Consider the following 15760-nt stretch of genomic DNA (forward strand, 5'->3'; position numbering starts at 1 on the left):
CTGTCGGGCGGCATGACGCTGATCCCCACGCTCAAGCAGCGGCTCGCGGCGCCGTCCCACCTGATCGATCTCACGCGTATCGATGCGATGCGCGGCATCGCGGCCGAAAATGGCATGCTGCGCGTCGGCGCCTTGACGCGGCACGCGGAAGTCGCCGCTTCGCCGATCGTCGCCGATGCGATTCCCGCGCTTGCGCAGCTCGCGAATGTGATCGCCGATCCCCAGGTGCGCAATCGCGGCACGATGGGCGGATCGGTCGCGAACAACGACCCGGCTGCCGACTATCCTTCCGCGGTCATGGCGTTGAACGCACACGTGGTCACGTCCGAACGGCGCATTGCCGCCGACGACTACTTCGTCGATACATTCGAAACCGCGCTCGCGCCCGACGAAATCGTCACCGCAATCGAATACGCGATTCCGCTGCGCGGCGCCTACGCGAAATTCCGGCAGCCGGCGTCGGGTTATGCGGTGGTCGGCGTATTCATCGCGCAGTACGCCGACACCGTGCGCATCGGCGTCACCGGTGCGGGCGCATCGGTGTTCCGTTGGCGCGATGCCGAAGACGCGCTGACGCGTGAGCTTTCCGAAGCGTCGCTTGCCGCGGTGAAAATGGACGCGTCGACGCTGCCCGACGATCCAAACGCATCGGCCGCCTATCGCGCTCATCTGATCGAAACGTACGCGCGCCGCGCACTGCAAACACTACTCGCCGAACCGCTGCGTCAACCCGCTTAACGCCAATTTTGCATGGGGCGGGTGTCATCGCTAAAAGCGCTGACGCCGGCCGACACAGGAGACAGACAAATGGAATTCACCGGATCGCAAACCATCGCCGCATCGCGCGAGATCGTGTGGCGTGGCCTGAACGACGCAGCCGTGCTGCAAGCCTGTGTGCCGGGCTGCGAAGCCTTTACCGCGGAAAGCGACGACGAATTCAAGGCGGTCGTGGTCGCTTCGGTGGGCCCCGTCAAAGCGCGCTTCAAGGGCACGCTGCTGCTGTCCGACCGCGATGCGACGAACGGTTACAAGATTGCGGGCCAGGGCGAAGGCGGCATCGCGGGCTTCGGCAAGATGACGGCAACCGTCACGCTCGCGGACGCTGAGGAAGGCGGCACGCTGCTGACGTACGTTGCTGAAGCCCAGGTTGGCGGCAAGCTCGCGCAGATCGGTTCGCGGCTCGTTACGTCGGTGGCGAACAAGCTCGCGGCGGAGTTTTTCAAGCGCTTCAACTCAACGATGAGCGAAAGCAGCAACGCGAACGCCGCGGAACCCAGCGCAGCAGCAGCGAAATAAGCGCCACGGCGTGCGACCGTTATAGCAAGGAACAGGTGAATCATGGTTGAAGTCCAGTTGCAGGTGAACGGCGTCGACGTCCGGCACGAAGTGCCGGACCAGACGCTGCTCGTCGAATTTCTGCGCGAGACGCTGCGCCTGACCGGCACGCATGTCGGCTGCGACACGAGCCAGTGCGGCGCATGCACGGTCAATCTCGATGGCGTTTCCGTGAAATCGTGCACCGTGCTCGCCGCGCAGGCGAGCGGCGGCCGCGTCGTCACAGTCGAAGGCCTGAAGCCGAACCAGGCGACGGGCCTGCATCCGGTGCAAAACGCATTCGTGCAATGCCACGGTCTGCAATGCGGGTTCTGCACGCCGGGCATGATCATGTCGTGCGACTTCTATCTGCGCGAAGCCCCTTCACTCGACGAAGCGAGCATCTGTCACGGTCTCGAAGGCAACATCTGCCGCTGTACGGGCTACGTGAACATCATCGAGGCGGTACGGCACGCAGCGCGCGAAATGTACCCGGAGCAGGCGGCGAGCGCCGCGCATCGGGAGGAACAGCACTCATGATCGGCAAACCGATACCGCGCGTCGAAGACCAGCGCTTCGTCACCGGCAAAGGACAATATACGGACGATTTGCGCGTCGAAGGCCAGCTTTATGCGGCCTTTTTGCGTTCCCCGCATGCGCATGCCGCGCTCACGTCGATCGACACGAGTGCGGCACGCGAAGCGCCCGGTGTCGTCGCGGTGCTCGTCGGCCAGGATTACGTCGACGATGGCTTTCTCGGCTGCGACCACGTACCGAATCCGATCGATGCCGTCGATGCGACGAAGAAGGCATTTCTCACGTCGCTGACCGGTTCGATCTTCAATCAGCTGCATATTCCGCTGCCCGTCGATCGCGTTCGTTACGTGGGCGAGGCGGTCGCGATGGTGGTGGCGCAAACGCCGCTGCAGGCGCGCAATGCGGCCGAGATGATCGAAGTCGATTACGACACGCTCGATGCCGTGGTCAACGGCGCCGATGCGATGCAGGAAGATGCGCCGCAACTGTGGGAAGGCGCGCCGGGCAACCTGTGTTTCCAGACGCAAATCGGCGATCGCGACGAAGCGCGCCGCATTCTTGCCACCGCAGATCACGTCCTGCAACGCGAGTTTCACCATAGCCGGCTCGTCAACTGCCAGATGGAGCCGCGCGGCGCGATCGGCGACTACGATGCGGAAACCAACACGTATACGCTGATTTCCGGCAGTCAGGGCGCCGTGCGACAGAAGCTCGTGCTCGCCGGTGCGCTGAAAGTACCGCCCCTGCAGGTGCGTGTGGTGTGCCCCGACACGGGCGGCGGCTTCGGGCCGCGCTCGTTCGTCTATGTCGAGCAGCTCGCCGTTGTGTGGGCCGCGCGCCGCATCGGACGTCCCGTCAAATGGACCAGCGACCGCAGCGAAGCGTTTCTGTCCGACTATCAGGGCCGCGACCAGATCATTCGTTCAACGATGGGCTTTTCGAAAGACGGCCGCATACTCGCAATCGACAACGAATGGATCGGCAACGTCGGCGCGCATACGGTGTCGTATGTGCCGATGTCGAACGGCACGCGCATCATGACGACCGTCTACGATGTGCCGGTCGCGGCCGTGCACGTGAGCGCGGTGCTGACCAACACGGTACCGACCGCGCCGTATCGTGGCGCGGGCCGGCCCGAGGCGCATCATGTCATGGAGCGCATGCTCGATCTGGCCGCCGCGGAACTCGGCATCGACCGCACCGAGATTCGCCGGCGCAATCTGGTTACGCACGACAAGCTGCCGTATCGCAGCCCGATGGGCCTCACGTACGACAGCGGCGAGTTCTCGCGCAATATGGAGCGCGCGCTCGAACTGGCCGAATGGAACACGTTCGAAGCGCGCCGCGCACAGTCGCGCGCACGCGGCAAGCTGCGCGGCATCGGTCTTGCGAATTACATCGAGTCGCCGGTCGGCGCGCCGCGCGAACGGATCGAGCTGACGGTGCTGCCTGATGAGCGTATCGACATCGTGTCCGGTACGCAGTCTACTGGCCAAGGCCACGAAACCACCTTCGCACAGGTCATCGCGCAACATCTGGGCGTACCGATGTCGGCCGTCCGGCTGCGCACCGGCGACACCGCATTCGTCAGCGTCGGCGGCGGCAGCCACTCGGACCGCTCGATGCGCCTTGGCGGCATGCTGCTCGTCGATACCGCCGCGCAGATCGTCGCGACCGGCAAGCGGGTTGCCGCGGCGCTCTTCGATATCGCGCAAGACAAGGTCGAATTCGCCGACGGTCATTTTGTCGATTCAACCACCCGCCGCCGCGCGAGCCTTTTCGAAATCGCGCGCCGTGTCGCAAGCGACGGTCTGCCGGGCGAGCCGGGCAACAAAAAGCTCTACGCGGAAGCGGAAGTCAATACGCGCGTGCCCGCGCATCCGACGGGCAGCGCCGTCTGCGAGCTCGAAGTCGATCCCGATACCGGCGTCGTCACGCTCGTCAACTACACGTCGGTCGACGATGTCGGCCAGCCGATCAATCCGCTGATCGTCGAAGGCCAGGTGCACGGCGGCCTCGCGCAAGGGATCGGCCAGGCGCTATCGGAAACGTGCTACGTGGACCGCGAAACGGGCCAGGTGCTGACCGGCTCGTATATGGACTACGGCATGCCGCGCGCGGGCGTCGTGCCGCCGCTGCGCGTCGAGCTGACCGAAGACCCGACCCACGGCAACCCGCTGCGCGTGAAAGGCGGCGGCGAAAGCGGCATTACGCCGGCCACGGCGACGATCTTCAATGCGCTCGCCGATGCGCTGAAAGAGATCGGCACCGAAGAACTCGACATGCCCGCTACGCCGAAGATCGTTTGGGAGTACATCCATCGCGATGCCGCGTGAAACGCGCGACGTTCAAGCGCAACGTTCAAGCGCAACGTCGAGGCGCGCCCCTGACCGAACACAAGGAACCTGCGGTATGTCCACCGAATTCGTTGTAATCAAGCGGGACGGTCCGCTCGTCGACATCGTGCTCGACCGGCCCGAGAACGGCAATCTGATCAATGCCGACATGAGCGAGGCGATCATCGCCGCGGTGTCGAATATTGACGACGATGTCAAGCTTGTGCGCATCGGCAGCAGCAGCGCCGATTTCTGCAAAGGCCGCCAGTCGCCGATGCCACCGGCCGACGCGAAGCCGTCCGCGGAAACCCTGCGCCGCGTCGTCGCGGCGCCGCCGCTCGCGTTGTACGACGCGTTGAAAGCGGTGCGCGTGCCGGTGGTTTCCGTCGTGCGCGGCGAAGCGATCGGCGTCGGCTGCGCGCTCGCCGGTGTCTGCGACATCGCGCTCGCCGCCGATAGCGCGGTGTTCCAGATCCCGGAGATGGAACGCGACATTCCGCCGACGCTCGTGATGTCCGCGTTGATCGGCCGCGTGCCGGTGAAGACGGTCGCGCATATGGTGCTGAGCCGCGAACGGCTGAGCGCCACCGAAGCGCTGCATGCGGGGCTCGTGAGCCGCGTGGCCGCCGCAAGCGAACTCGATGCAGCCGCACACACGCTCACGCAAACACTGCTCGGCTGCAGCGCGGTGACATTGCGCGCGGTCAAGCAGTTCCTGCATCTCGCACCGGAAATGCCGGCGACGGGCGCGAGCGGTTTTGCCGCGCATCTTGCGGCGACCGCGCTATCGGCACGCTTCTGATTTCCGGTCGAGCGGACACCGAGCGGACACCGCGGCCACGAGGCAGCGCGCCGACACGACACAAGCAACGCACGCAACATAAACAACGAACACGACGCACGACTTACCCATACGCATCGCACGAGGACCCTCACGTGAGACCGAAGACAGTCATCCCTTCCACCGTGCAAGGCGCGGCGGCCCCGGACCTCGAACAGTTCCGCCTGCGCCGCTTTCTCGAAGCGCTCGACGAAAGCGAACTCGAGCAGCGCGAAGCGCCCGTCGATCTCGCGGACGTCGCCGCGATGATGGAAGGCAACCCGCGCGCGGTATGGTTCAAGCGCCCGGGCGGCGGCAATATTTCGCTCGCGGGCAGCGTCGCCGCCAGCCGCACGCGCCTTGCCAAAGCATTCGATACGACGCCGCAGAACCTGCTCGCCACCGTGCGCGAACGGCTCGCGGTCAAAGGTAAGCTCGTCGAAGTAACGCGCGAGGAAGCGCCCGTGCAGCAGGTCGTGCTGACCGGCGACGCGTGCGACTTCACCGCGCTGCCCGTGCATCTGCAGCACGATCTCGACGGCGCGCCGTATATTTCGGCATCCATCGATTTCGCGGTCGACCCCGACACGGGCTGGACCAATGTCGGCATTCGCCGACTCATGCTGCGCGGCCGCCGCACCGCCGGCATCGATCTCGTCGCGCCGTCCGATCTGCGCGCGATCAGCATCGCGCATTCGAAACGCGGCGAGCGTCTGCCGATCGCATTCGCCGTCGGTACGCATCCGGTCGATCATGTCGGCGCGACGATGCGCATTCCCGCCGACGAGCTCGAACTGGTCGCGGCATTGCGCGGCACGCCGATGGGCGTCGTCAAATGCGTGACGAACGATCTGCTCGTGCCCGCCGACGCGGAATTCATTCTCGAGGGCTATCTCGACGAGCGCGGTCACGCGGAACCCGAGGGCCCCTACGGCGAATTCCTCGGCTATTACGGCGGCGTGAAGACCAACCCCGTGTTCCATCTGACCGCGATCACGCACCGGCGCGACGCGGTGTTCCAGACGTGCACGATCGGCGGCCGCTCGATGGCGCGCACCGACACCGCGCAGCTCGCCGCGCTGCGCACCGAAGTGACCGTGTGGCGCGCGCTCGAAACGGCCGTGCGCGAAGTGAAGGCGGTGTACTGCAGCGCCGCGACAGGCGGCATGTTCAACGTGCGCGTCGCGCTGCAGCAGCGCGTGCCCGGCGAGGCGCGCAACGCGATCGCCGCGGTGTTTGCGTCGCTCGCGAACGTCAAGCACGTATTCGTGGTCGACCCGGACATCGATATCTTTTCCGAAGAGCAGATGGACTGGGCGCTCGCGACACGCTTCCAGGCGGACCGCGATCTCGTCGTGCAGAACGGTTTGCGCGCGATGCCGCTCGATCCCTCCCTGCACGGCCTCCCGCACGGCACGGCAAGCACCGCGAAGGCGGGCTTCGATCTGACGCTGCCGCTGCTCGCGCCGGGCGCCGAGCGGCCGCTCGAGCATCGTGTGCCGACGCCGCCGCGTTACGAAGGCGCGCGCTTCGCGTCGCTCGAAGCCGCGCTCGAACATGGCCCGAAGCGCTTTGCCGAACTGATGGCGGCGACGGGCACGCGCGACGGACGTGAGGTCGTGCGCTGGCTCCAGGACATCGAGGCAACGCGCACCCTCACGCGCGATGGCGAAGGACGGTACGCGTTTTCGTAGCATCGGGTAACGCGGGCGCTAAAAACCAGCCCGAAATGCGCCAATAACGAAAGCGCCTGCGAATCCATGCTTCTGCATACGAAACGAACGGGATAAAATCGGCGGCATCCGTTTGTCGGAAACGAAGGATCGCCGTAGATATGAATCTGTCCATCAAGCAGCTGAAAGTTTTCCTTGGCGTGGCAAACGCCTCGAGCTTCACGAAAACCGCGCAAAGCATGCACCTGAGCCAGGCTGCGCTTAGCGCGATCATCCGGGAACTCGAAACCCAGCTGCAATGCCGCCTGCTCGAACGCACGACGCGCACGGTCGCGCTGACGGAAGCCGGCCGCGCGTTCTATCCGACCGCGATGAAAATCGTGGAAACCCTCGAAAAATCGGTCGTCGAACTGAACGAGCTCGGCCGCCAGAAGCAGGAGTCGCTGCTGCTCGGCTGCACGCCGATGATCGCCGCGAGCCTGATGCCGCAGGTGCTCGGGCGGTTTGCGATGGCCAATCCGGCGTCGACCGTCGAGCTCGTCGACCGGCCGCCCGGCGAATTGTTGCGGATGGTCGAAGACGGCGACCTGGACGCCGCATTCGGTATATTTTTCTCGCAGCTTTCCGGCATCGACCGCGTCCCGATGTTTCCGACGCGGCTCGTCGCCGTGTCCGCGGAGAACGACCTGTCGCTGGGCGGCGCCGCGGCGCGCGAGCGGCATGGCGTGCGTTGGAGCGCGCTCGAAGGGCTGCCGCTCATCACGCTGCCGAAAGACAATCCGCTGCAACGGCTCATCGAAGCGACGCTCTCGAAAGAAGAAGTGACCGTCAGCCGGCGCATGGTGGTCGGGCATCTGCAGACCGCGATTGCGATGGCGCACGAAGGGCTCGGCATTGCCGTGATGCCTTCGTTCTGCGAACACATCTGCAAGCACTATCGCGTGCAGATCGACGTGATCCGGCCGGAGGTGGAGTTTTCGTTCTACAGGATCACGCGCAGCGGCCGCGACACGCTGTCGGTGCTCGATACATTCACGGAGATGTTTGCACAGGCTGCTCAACAACGGCCTGCGGCGGCCGAGGCCGGTGGAGCCGCTGCGACCACGCAAGCAGCGCGGAAAACAGCGCGATAAACACGAACACCGCCGATACATTCACGAAGAGCCGGCCAAGCGGCCAATGCATCGCAAGCAGCACGCCGCCGAGCATCGACCCGGCCACCGAGCCTAGCTTGCCGACGCCGATCGCACTGCCGACGCCGGCGGAACGCAGCGTCGTCGGATAGACGATCCCCGCCACCGCATACAGCCCGAACTGCGTGCCGATCACGCAGACGCCGCTCGCGAACACCGCCGCGAACAGCAGCGCAATCGGCATCGACATGCCGAGCGATGCCGCGATCGGGCAGCCGAGCACCGCGAGCGTCAGTACGACGGCCATGCCATAGCGGTCCACGCAGCGGCTCAAGGCGAGCGCACCGACCGTGCCGCCGATCGGAAACATCATCGCGACCTGCGCGGCGCGCACCGGTTCGAGATGACTCAGGTTGAGCAGAATCGGCAACCAGTTCTGCAGAAAATGCAGCGCGAGCGAATTGAGCACGAACACAATCCACAGCAGCGGCGTGACGAGGCGAAGTTCGTCGCCGAATAACGCAGCGATGCTCGCGCGCCGCGTTTGCGATTCGTCGTCGAGCACGTAGCGCGCAGCGGCGTTTGCGTTTTCATCCGCGCCGAGACGGCGCGCGAGCCGCGCAATCTGCTGCGGATCGCGTTCCTTCATGATCAGAAAGCGGATCGACTCGGGCAGCAACGCGAACGAGGCGAACGCAACTGCCACCGCGGCGACACCGCCGACCACGAACACCACCGGCCAGCCGACATGCGGCAACAGCCACGAAGCGACCGCGCCGCCTCCGCCCGCGCCGATCGAAAAACCGGAGAACATCAGCGTGATCCACGTCGCACGGCGCGCCTTCGGTGCGTACTCGGAAACGAGCGCAACGGTGTTCGGCACGACGCCGCCCATGCCGATCCCGGCGAGAAAACGCAACAGCGTCATTTCGCCGAGCGAGGATGCGCGTGCGCTTGCCAGCGTCAGCACGCCAAACAAAAGCGTGCCGTAGATGATCGTACGCCGGCGGCCAAACCGGTCGCCGCTAAAACCGAGCAGCAACGAACCGACGAGCACGCCGAACAATCCGAATCCGAACACATGTCCGAAGCCCGCGGCGTTCGTATGCCATGCGGCGATCAGGGCGGGGGCGGAGTATGCGACGGCGACCTGATCGTAGCCATCGATCAGCACGATCAGAAAACACCATGCGATCAGGCCGATCGCGAAGCCGCCGAGCTTCTGTCGCTCGACGAGCGCGGAAACGTCGATAGTGGGGCGATGGATGGCAGCCGTGTCGGCGCCGTCGTGGGTCGTTGAAACCACGATCATGTTCGTCTCCTCCCTGCGCAGGTCGCCTTTGCCGGCGAACGGTGCGGCCGCGCTTCTCGCGCGGGATTTTGTCTCGTCAGGCAGCTTCCAGTTTGTCGTGGCCCGCTGCCGAAGCAGGCCGCAAGCCGCCCACGAGTGTAGTAAATCGCACCAGCGAAGGGAATCAACGAATCATGATTGGTTCATCGAACGATTCGATGAATCGGCAAACTTCAATAAAACTCAATTCTGATGCTGCATGAACGTCGCTCGAAGGACACTTAACCGCGACGCTCGACCACGGGCTCGGCCCGATTGCCGCGCGCCATGCTCGAAAATACGCCATCGCGGCGAATCAGACCATGGAACATCGCCGCAGCCAGATGTCCGAGGAAACTCACGAACAGCAGCATCGCGAGCCACGTATGCGCGCCACGCAGGAACGCATAGAGACGCGGGTTCTGCGGAACGATCGGCGGCAGATCGAAGCCGGGGAACATGTGTACCGGAAAGCCGCCCGCCGAAAGCATCGACCAGCCGATGAGCGGCATCGCAAACAACAGCAGGTAAAGCATCCAGTGCGAGCCGTGCGCAATACAACGCTGCCAGCCCGGCATGTCGCTCGGCAACGGCGGCGGACGATGCGTGATGCGCACGATCAGACGCAGCACCACGAGCACGAAAATCGCAATGCCGAGCGGCCGATGGATCGCAATGAGCGTGAGATGCAGTCGCGAGACCGTTGCAACCATGCCGACGCCGATAAACAGCATCGCGACGACGAGCGGCGCCATTAGCCAATGGAAGAATCGCGCCGGCAAACTGAAATGTGCGTGACCTGCTTTCATTGATGCCCTTCTACTGTCGATGAATTCGAACCTGCCGGACTATGCGCTTCTTCGCGAATCCGGCGATTGAACGACACTGCGTAAGCAGCCGAGCGCGCCGCGAGCAGCGGATCGTCGGACGGCTTGAGTCCATCGGGCAGCACCGTCGGATCGTAGTTGATATCGCGACAATCGCCGTCGGCCTGAGCGGTCTCATGCTCGATGGTGAGCGTTCCCGCGTCGATCTGCCTGCGATCGTCGGGCCATGCCTGGGTGGCGTCGTCCGTCACGTCGCCGGGCGCGGCGACCGTCAGAATCAGATGCCAGCGTAACGGTCCTTGCGCGAGCCGGTCCGATAACTCATCGGACAGGTAGTTCGGCGCATTGCCGCTCGGCTTCGCCGGCGCATAAGCCGCTTCGGGCACCATCGCCCAGCGGATGAACGAGGTATCGCCATCCGCATCGATCGCGCGGAACGCGTTGATGCTGTAGTACGCGGCATTGGCGAAGCTGCTCGAAGGCGGATGCGCCTTGACCCACTTCTGGAACGGCTGTGTCTCAGGGTGAGCGCCGTAAAACGCTTTCAGTTTAGCCGGATCGGGTTTGCCCGTTGCGGGGTCGGGTTTGCCTGCCGCGAGTTGCTCATAAAACGCCTCCGGCGTGTGGACCACGAACACCGGTGTATTGTTCATGCCGGTGCGCCATTGCGCATGATTGGGCAACTGGAATTCGAGCGCGAAACTGCGTACCGGCGTGCCGCCGTCCGGTGCAACCGGATTCGGACCGGGAATGGCGAAGCGCCCGATTACCGGAGTACGCACCGGATCGAATACCTCCGCCCGCGAAATACCGGATGCCTTGCCGTTGCCTTCGAAATAACCGGCAACGCATACTCCCTTCGCATGATTGCGTCTGAAACCCGCATGCACGCCGCCATATGTTTCAAATTTATTGACGATGCGTTGCGGGCTCAATCTGTCGGGCGCGGCAAAACCCGCAACGTAGACGAAAGCTCCGCCCGCAGCGAGCACCACGACACCGATTGCGCATAGCCTGCCGATTTCGCCGAGATGCTGGCCTGGATGGCGCACAAGCTCGGCCAACGAAAACGGTCGTTCGTTCATGAAACCTACCTTAGCGTGAAATTTTCAAATGGGCGAACACAGGTCTCACGGGTTTATTCCATCACGTTCACAAGTCGTATAAATGTAAGGTTAAACGTTTGCAGAGGCGCTTAACGAAGCAATGCAAACAATTAGCGTCACGTTTATCCTAGGCACGCTTGAACTTGTCCGGGGAAACCTCACCATGTCTGAATGCAGCCAATTTGAACTATTTGGTTTCTGGCGATCGTCAGCGACCTATCGCGTGCGCGTCGCATTGAATCTGAAGAATATGAACGCGCAGGAGATGACCATCGATCTCGATGCCGGTCAGCAGCGAACCCCTGAGTTTCTCAAGGTCAATCCGCTCGGCGCGCTGCCGACGCTGATCGAACCGGGGCAGCAGCCGCTCACGCAATCGAACGCGATTCTCGAATATCTCGAGGAGCTGCAACCCGATCCTCCGCTATTGCCGTCCGATCTTCGCGGGCGCGCGCGGGTGCGCTCGATCGCGTCGATGCTCACTGCGGATACGCATCCGCTCGTCGTGCCGCGCGTGAAGAGTTATCTGATGGAGCGTGGCGGCTTCGATCTCGCCGCGTGGCGCGACTGGCAGATCCAGTGGTTCACCGCGGGAATTCGCGCAGTGGAAAAGCGCCTCGCCACCGAACCCGGCACCGGCATCTGGTGTCACGGCGATTCGCCGACGTTCGCCGATATCTCGCTCGCCAGCATCATCGCGGTGATGCGCGTGTTCCAGATCTCGATTCCGAACACGCCGACCATCGACCGCATCGTCGCGCAGTGCGATCTGCATGAGGCGTTTCTGAAGGCCGCGCCGTACCGGCAGAACGGCGCGCCGCCGGTGCCGATGCGCGGTTGACGTACGCGTTGCACGGTTAGTTAGTGCAACGACGGTTCGTCGAGACCGAAGTGGCTGCGCAACGTATCGTGCAGCGACAGCGCATATTGTGCGATCGCGGGCGTCCACGTGCGCGCCGCATCGCACATGCGCTGCAGTTCGCGGCACCGGTCGGCAAATTGCGGCTCGCGCACGATCAGGAACGCCCCGCCCGCGCTATGCGCCCAGTCGCGCAATGCCGGGCAATCGCAAGCGTCGATGATGCCCGCCAGCCTCGGAAGATCTGTGCTGAGGTGATCTCTTAGCATGGCGAGGTAGCGCGACTGGTCGACGATGTCGAGTGTGTGCTGTGCTTCCGGCGTCTCCGGCGAATCAGGTTCTTCCGCGGCATGGTGTTGGGGTTTCGACGCCGCCGCGTCTTCCCGCAATGCAAGCAGGCCCGTTCGCAACTGCTGCAGCGACGCGGGCTTCGGAATGTAGCCGGCGAAGCCGCGTTGCCGCCATTCCTGCGCCTGCTCCGCGCCGGTCACTGCGCTGAATGCGATAACGGGCAGTGCGGGATGGGCGTCGCGCAATGCGGCCATCAGCGCATAGCCGTCCATCTCCGGCATATGGATGTCGGTTAGCACGAGATCGACCTCGCTCTGCAACAGGACGGCGAGCGCCTGCTTGCCGTCGCCGACGACGATCGGCTCGCAACCGAGCGTCGTCAACTGGTCGGTGACGAGCGCCTGATTCAGCGGGTTGTCTTCGGCGACAAGCACGCGCAAGCCGGCAAGTGCGGACGGTTCCAGCGGGTGCGCGTGACCCGGGGTTGCACGCGCGTGCTGTTCGCGTGAGTCGTCGAAGGCAGGCGGCGTGCGCGATTGCGCCGCACCGGCTGCGTCACGCAAGCTCCGCGCGCGCAGCGATGCATCATCCTGCTCGTCGCCGTATGCGTCGTCGTCCGATACTTCGTCATGCTTACCATCGTTCACCGCGCGTTCGATCGCCGCGTGTAGCGCGCGTTGGCTGAACGCGGTCACCTCGAACACGCCATCGTCACGCGCAGCCGCGCCTGGCGGCCCGTCCAGCGTCATCCACACCACCTTGGCCGACCCGCACGCGCGCAACTGCGCGATTGCGTCTTCGCCATACTCGCCCGTCACGATCATGAAGGCGGGCCGGTTCACGCGCAGCCAGTTCCGCGCCGCATCGAGCGACGTCACGCAGGTGGCCTGCCACCCTTGCAGCGCCAACACCTCCTCGAACCACTTCACACCCGCGTGTTGCTGGCAAAGGACGAAAGCACTGCCACGCCTCGCAGGCGCAAGCCCCGATGCCGCCGCGGCCTGCGCAACGCGTTGCGCATGACCGGCCGATGCCGCGAGCGGCAGGCTCACCGTAAATGCGCTGCCGACCCCCTGCACGCTTTCCACGGCGATTTTTCCACCCATCAGTCCGGCGAGCCGCACACAGATCGACAGGCCAAGCCCGGTGCCGCCGAAGCGGCTCGCCGTGCCGGGCTCCGCCTGCACGAACGGCTTGAAAATGCGCGCGACCTGCTGCGCATCCATGCCGATGCCGGAATCGCTGACACGACAGACAAGCATGGTGCTTCCCGCGACAGGCATGTCGCTCCCGGCTTCGTCCGCTTGCATATGCGCGCTCAGCGTAACCTTGCCGCTCGAGGTGAACTTGAACGCATTGCTCAGCAGGTTATTGACGATCTGCACGATGCGCGTGCTGTCGCCCTGCCGAACGCGATTCAAGGACGGCGACAGATACGCATGAAAGTTCAGCGGCCGCTTGCCGACAAGCGGCGCGTACGATAGCGCCAGATTCTCGAGATCGTCGAGCGGATTGAACGGCTCGCTGACGAGCTTCATCATGCCGGCATCGATCTTCGAGAAGTCGAGAATATCGTTGACGATGCGGCGCAATCCGTCCGCCGCCATGCCAACCGCACGCACGCGCGGTTCGTGCTGCTCGAGTCCGGAGCTCGTCGACAGCAGTTCGAGATTGCCGAGCAGCGCATTCATCGGCGTGCGTATTTCGTGGCTCATCGCCGCGAAGAAATTGCTTTGCGCGCGCATCATCGCTTCCGTTTCGCGCTGCGCCGCCTGCAATTGCTGGCCGAGCGCATAACGGGTCGAGATATCGAGGATTGCGCAGAACAGTACGTCTTCGTTGTCGTGGCGTGCCGATTCGTAGTTGATCTGCAGCATGGGCACGTCCGCGGCGTTTGGTGCGTTTGATGCGTTTGATGCGTTTGATGCGTTTGATGCGTTTGATGCGTTTGGTGCGTTTGGTGCGTTTGGTGCGTTTGGTGCGTTCGCCACGTTCGACACGCGCGGCGCATCGACCTGCTTCGGTAGCGCGGCCACGATAAATTCGGCGTGATTGCGCTCGAGCGTTGTCTCGCCACCGGGCGACGACACGGGCTGCGATACCGGCGTGATCGAAGAAGCACGTGAATCGTCCGCCGCAGAAGCGGACGCAATCGCATGCAGACTATGCTCGGTATACGCTGCGGCGATATGCGGCGGCAAATGCGCGGCGTCGCCGAGGCGCATCAGATCGCGTGCTAGCTGGTTCGACGCGACCACCGCAAAGTCCTGCTGCCTCGCGATGCACAGCCCAACCGGCGTCGCACTCACGACAATATGATTGATCGCTTCGTTTTCGAGCGCGCGCCTTGCCTCGTCATGCCAGTCGCGCAGCAGCCGCATGCCCCAGAATTTCGCGGTCAGCGCCATCGCGATCACAAGCAGCAAGCCAAGTCCGATGATCGTGCCGAGTTGCAACGCAGCGGCGACGATGACCGCGCGCCATGGCACGTAGCTGACAAGCAGAGCATGCCCCGGCGTCACCGCGTCGACAAACACCACGCCGCGCAGCGTGAAGCTCAGACCGCCGGCGGCCGTGCGCTCTCCAAGCGCTTGCAGCCATCGCGTGTCCGATATCGGGAGCGGCGGTTTCGACGCGACAGGACGGTGCCGCGCCGAGCCCAGCAATAGCGTCGCCGAGCCAGGCGGCTGGCTAAGCTTCCCCAGCATCAGTGCACTAGCCGGGATGGTCATCGCGATCAGCATGACCGGCTTGTCCGCGACATGCTGCATACTCAATGCGGCAACGACCGGCACACCGAGCAGCGGATCGATGTACGGCCCGACCAGCGTGCGTTCGCCCTTCGCGAGTACGCGTGCGCCGGTCTGGGCCGCCAATGCGCCGAGAATCGTTTCACGCAACGCGCCCGCCAGGCGGCCGCCGGGCAGCGGCGCCTTCCGCTCCGTGCGCGTGCCGGGAGCGGGCAACACCGCTGCATAGTCGCCGTCCAGCCCGATCAGCATCACCTGATACGGCAATTCAAATGCCTCACGGGTCGCGAGGGTCGCTTCGGCAATTTTGGCAAGGCGCCATAACTGCTTACGCTCATCCGCGCCCCAGTTCGCGAGGGTCGCGCCGGACACCATCACGTCGAACGGGGCGCCCAGCGTCGAAGACCGGCTTACCGCCACGCCCGACCCGGCGATCTGCCTGACGAGTTCGTCCGGCGCGTCGCGCGCATCGTCCGTCTGCCGGTAGAACTGCACCGTCAATTCAGTACGCGTCAGGAACGACACGCCGCGATGGTGAAACAGCGAAACGTCGGATGCATTCTGTGCACTGATTCTGCGCTGCACATCGAGTTGCTTGTCGATCGCAAGCGCCGCGAGCAGCGTGACCGACATCGCGACGATCGCGATCAGCACCGCAATCGTTGCAAAGTACAGGCGCTGCTGGCGCCGCGCATTCGCCGCGAGCGAGGCGAATGCGTCTGCCAGCGACTCCTGCGTGCGGTCGAGGATGTTGGGCATCGCATCGGGCAAGTGACGTGCGCCG

At 64.1% G+C, this 15760-nt stretch carries 12 protein-coding genes; 8 read left to right on the forward strand and 4 right to left on the reverse strand.

Going from position 1 to position 15760, the window contains the following annotated elements; all coding sequences use genetic code 11:
* The 7 genes from ACYPXD_RS19020 to ACYPXD_RS19050 all read left to right on the forward strand — a co-directional run.
* The coding region (locus ACYPXD_RS19020; protein WP_459714486.1) for an FAD binding domain-containing protein at nt 1–738 on the forward strand (738 nt) is incomplete at its 5' end.
* Between the two features lie 69 nt (nt 739–807).
* Complete coding sequence (locus ACYPXD_RS19025; protein ID WP_459714488.1) at nt 808–1296, forward strand: SRPBCC family protein; 489 nt, start codon at nt 808–810, stop codon at nt 1294–1296.
* 42 nt (nt 1297–1338) lie between these two features.
* Nucleotides 1339–1854 (forward strand): (2Fe-2S)-binding protein, encoded by a 516-nt coding sequence (locus ACYPXD_RS19030; protein ID WP_459714490.1) that lies wholly within the window; start codon nt 1339–1341, stop codon nt 1852–1854.
* Nucleotides 1851–4187, forward strand: coding sequence for a xanthine dehydrogenase family protein molybdopterin-binding subunit (locus tag ACYPXD_RS19035; RefSeq protein ID WP_459714492.1), 2337 nt, complete (start codon nt 1851–1853; stop codon nt 4185–4187). The genes ACYPXD_RS19030 and ACYPXD_RS19035 overlap by 4 nt, the downstream gene beginning before the upstream one ends.
* A 76-nt stretch (nt 4188–4263) precedes the next feature.
* Nucleotides 4264–4989 carry an enoyl-CoA hydratase/isomerase family protein gene (locus ACYPXD_RS19040; protein WP_459714495.1) on the forward strand — a complete coding sequence of 242 codons (726 nt, stop codon included), beginning with the start codon at nt 4264–4266 and terminating at the stop codon, nt 4987–4989.
* Nucleotides 4990–5123: 134 nt separating this feature from the next.
* Nucleotides 5124–6701, forward strand: a complete 1578-nt coding sequence (locus ACYPXD_RS19045) for a UbiD family decarboxylase (protein WP_459714497.1) — start codon at nt 5124–5126, stop codon at nt 6699–6701.
* A 140-nt stretch (nt 6702–6841) separates the two neighbouring features.
* Nucleotides 6842–7813: a LysR family transcriptional regulator gene (locus ACYPXD_RS19050; protein ID WP_459714499.1), complete on the forward strand. Its 972-nt coding sequence runs from the start codon at nt 6842–6844 to the stop codon at nt 7811–7813.
* On the opposite strand, the gene ACYPXD_RS19055 is transcribed toward ACYPXD_RS19050, so the two are convergent.
* The 3 genes from ACYPXD_RS19055 to ACYPXD_RS19065 all read right to left on the reverse strand — a co-directional run bounded on the left by ACYPXD_RS19055 (nt 7713) and on the right by ACYPXD_RS19065 (nt 11022).
* Complete coding sequence (locus ACYPXD_RS19055) at nt 7713–9125, reverse strand: MFS transporter (RefSeq protein WP_459714502.1); 1413 nt, start codon at nt 9123–9125, stop codon at nt 7713–7715. The two genes, ACYPXD_RS19050 and ACYPXD_RS19055, sit on opposite strands and share 101 nt — an antisense overlap.
* Before the next feature lie 260 nt (nt 9126–9385).
* On the reverse strand, nt 9386–9952 hold the full coding sequence (locus tag ACYPXD_RS19060) for a cytochrome b (RefSeq protein WP_459714504.1): 567 nt from the start codon (nt 9950–9952) through the stop codon (nt 9386–9388).
* On the reverse strand, nt 9949–11022 hold the full coding sequence (locus ACYPXD_RS19065; protein ID WP_459714940.1) for a catalase family peroxidase: 1074 nt from the start codon (nt 11020–11022) through the stop codon (nt 9949–9951). Before ACYPXD_RS19065 ends, ACYPXD_RS19060 begins: the two co-directional genes overlap by 4 nt.
* A gap of 217 nt (nt 11023–11239) precedes the next feature.
* On the opposite strand from ACYPXD_RS19065, the gene maiA reads away from it, so the two are divergent.
* On the forward strand, nt 11240–11917 hold the full coding sequence (maiA, locus tag ACYPXD_RS19070; protein WP_459714506.1) for a maleylacetoacetate isomerase: 678 nt from the start codon (nt 11240–11242) through the stop codon (nt 11915–11917).
* A 20-nt stretch (nt 11918–11937) separates the two neighbouring features.
* On the opposite strand, the gene ACYPXD_RS19075 is transcribed toward maiA, so the two are convergent.
* Entirely contained in the window at nt 11938–15735 is a 3798-nt protein-coding gene (locus ACYPXD_RS19075) for an ATP-binding protein (protein WP_459714508.1), read from the reverse strand.
* Nucleotides 15736–15760 lie beyond the last annotated feature (25 nt).

The sequence above is a fragment of the Paraburkholderia sp. 2C genome (assembly GCF_054589215.1).

What these genes read in the sequence shown, in the direction of transcription:
- ACYPXD_RS19025 (WP_459714488.1), top strand. Translation starts at nt 808, where the DNA reads ATGGAATTCACCGGATCGCAAACCATCGCCGCATCGCGCGAGATCGTG.
- ACYPXD_RS19030 (WP_459714490.1), top strand. Translation starts at nt 1,339, where the DNA reads ATGGTTGAAGTCCAGTTGCAGGTGAACGGCGTCGACGTCCGGCACGAA.
- ACYPXD_RS19035 (WP_459714492.1), top strand. Translation starts at nt 1,851, where the DNA reads ATGATCGGCAAACCGATACCGCGCGTCGAAGACCAGCGCTTCGTCACC.
- ACYPXD_RS19040 (WP_459714495.1), top strand. Translation starts at nt 4,264, where the DNA reads ATGTCCACCGAATTCGTTGTAATCAAGCGGGACGGTCCGCTCGTCGAC.
- ACYPXD_RS19050 (WP_459714499.1), top strand. Translation starts at nt 6,842, where the DNA reads ATGAATCTGTCCATCAAGCAGCTGAAAGTTTTCCTTGGCGTGGCAAAC.
- ACYPXD_RS19055 (WP_459714502.1), bottom strand. Translation starts at nt 9,125, where the DNA reads ATGATCGTGGTTTCAACGACCCACGACGGCGCCGACACGGCTGCCATC.
- ACYPXD_RS19060 (WP_459714504.1), bottom strand. Translation starts at nt 9,952, where the DNA reads ATGAAAGCAGGTCACGCACATTTCAGTTTGCCGGCGCGATTCTTCCAT.
- maiA (WP_459714506.1), top strand. Translation starts at nt 11,240, where the DNA reads ATGTCTGAATGCAGCCAATTTGAACTATTTGGTTTCTGGCGATCGTCA.
- ACYPXD_RS19075 (WP_459714508.1), bottom strand. Translation starts at nt 15,735, where the DNA reads ATGCCCAACATCCTCGACCGCACGCAGGAGTCGCTGGCAGACGCATTC.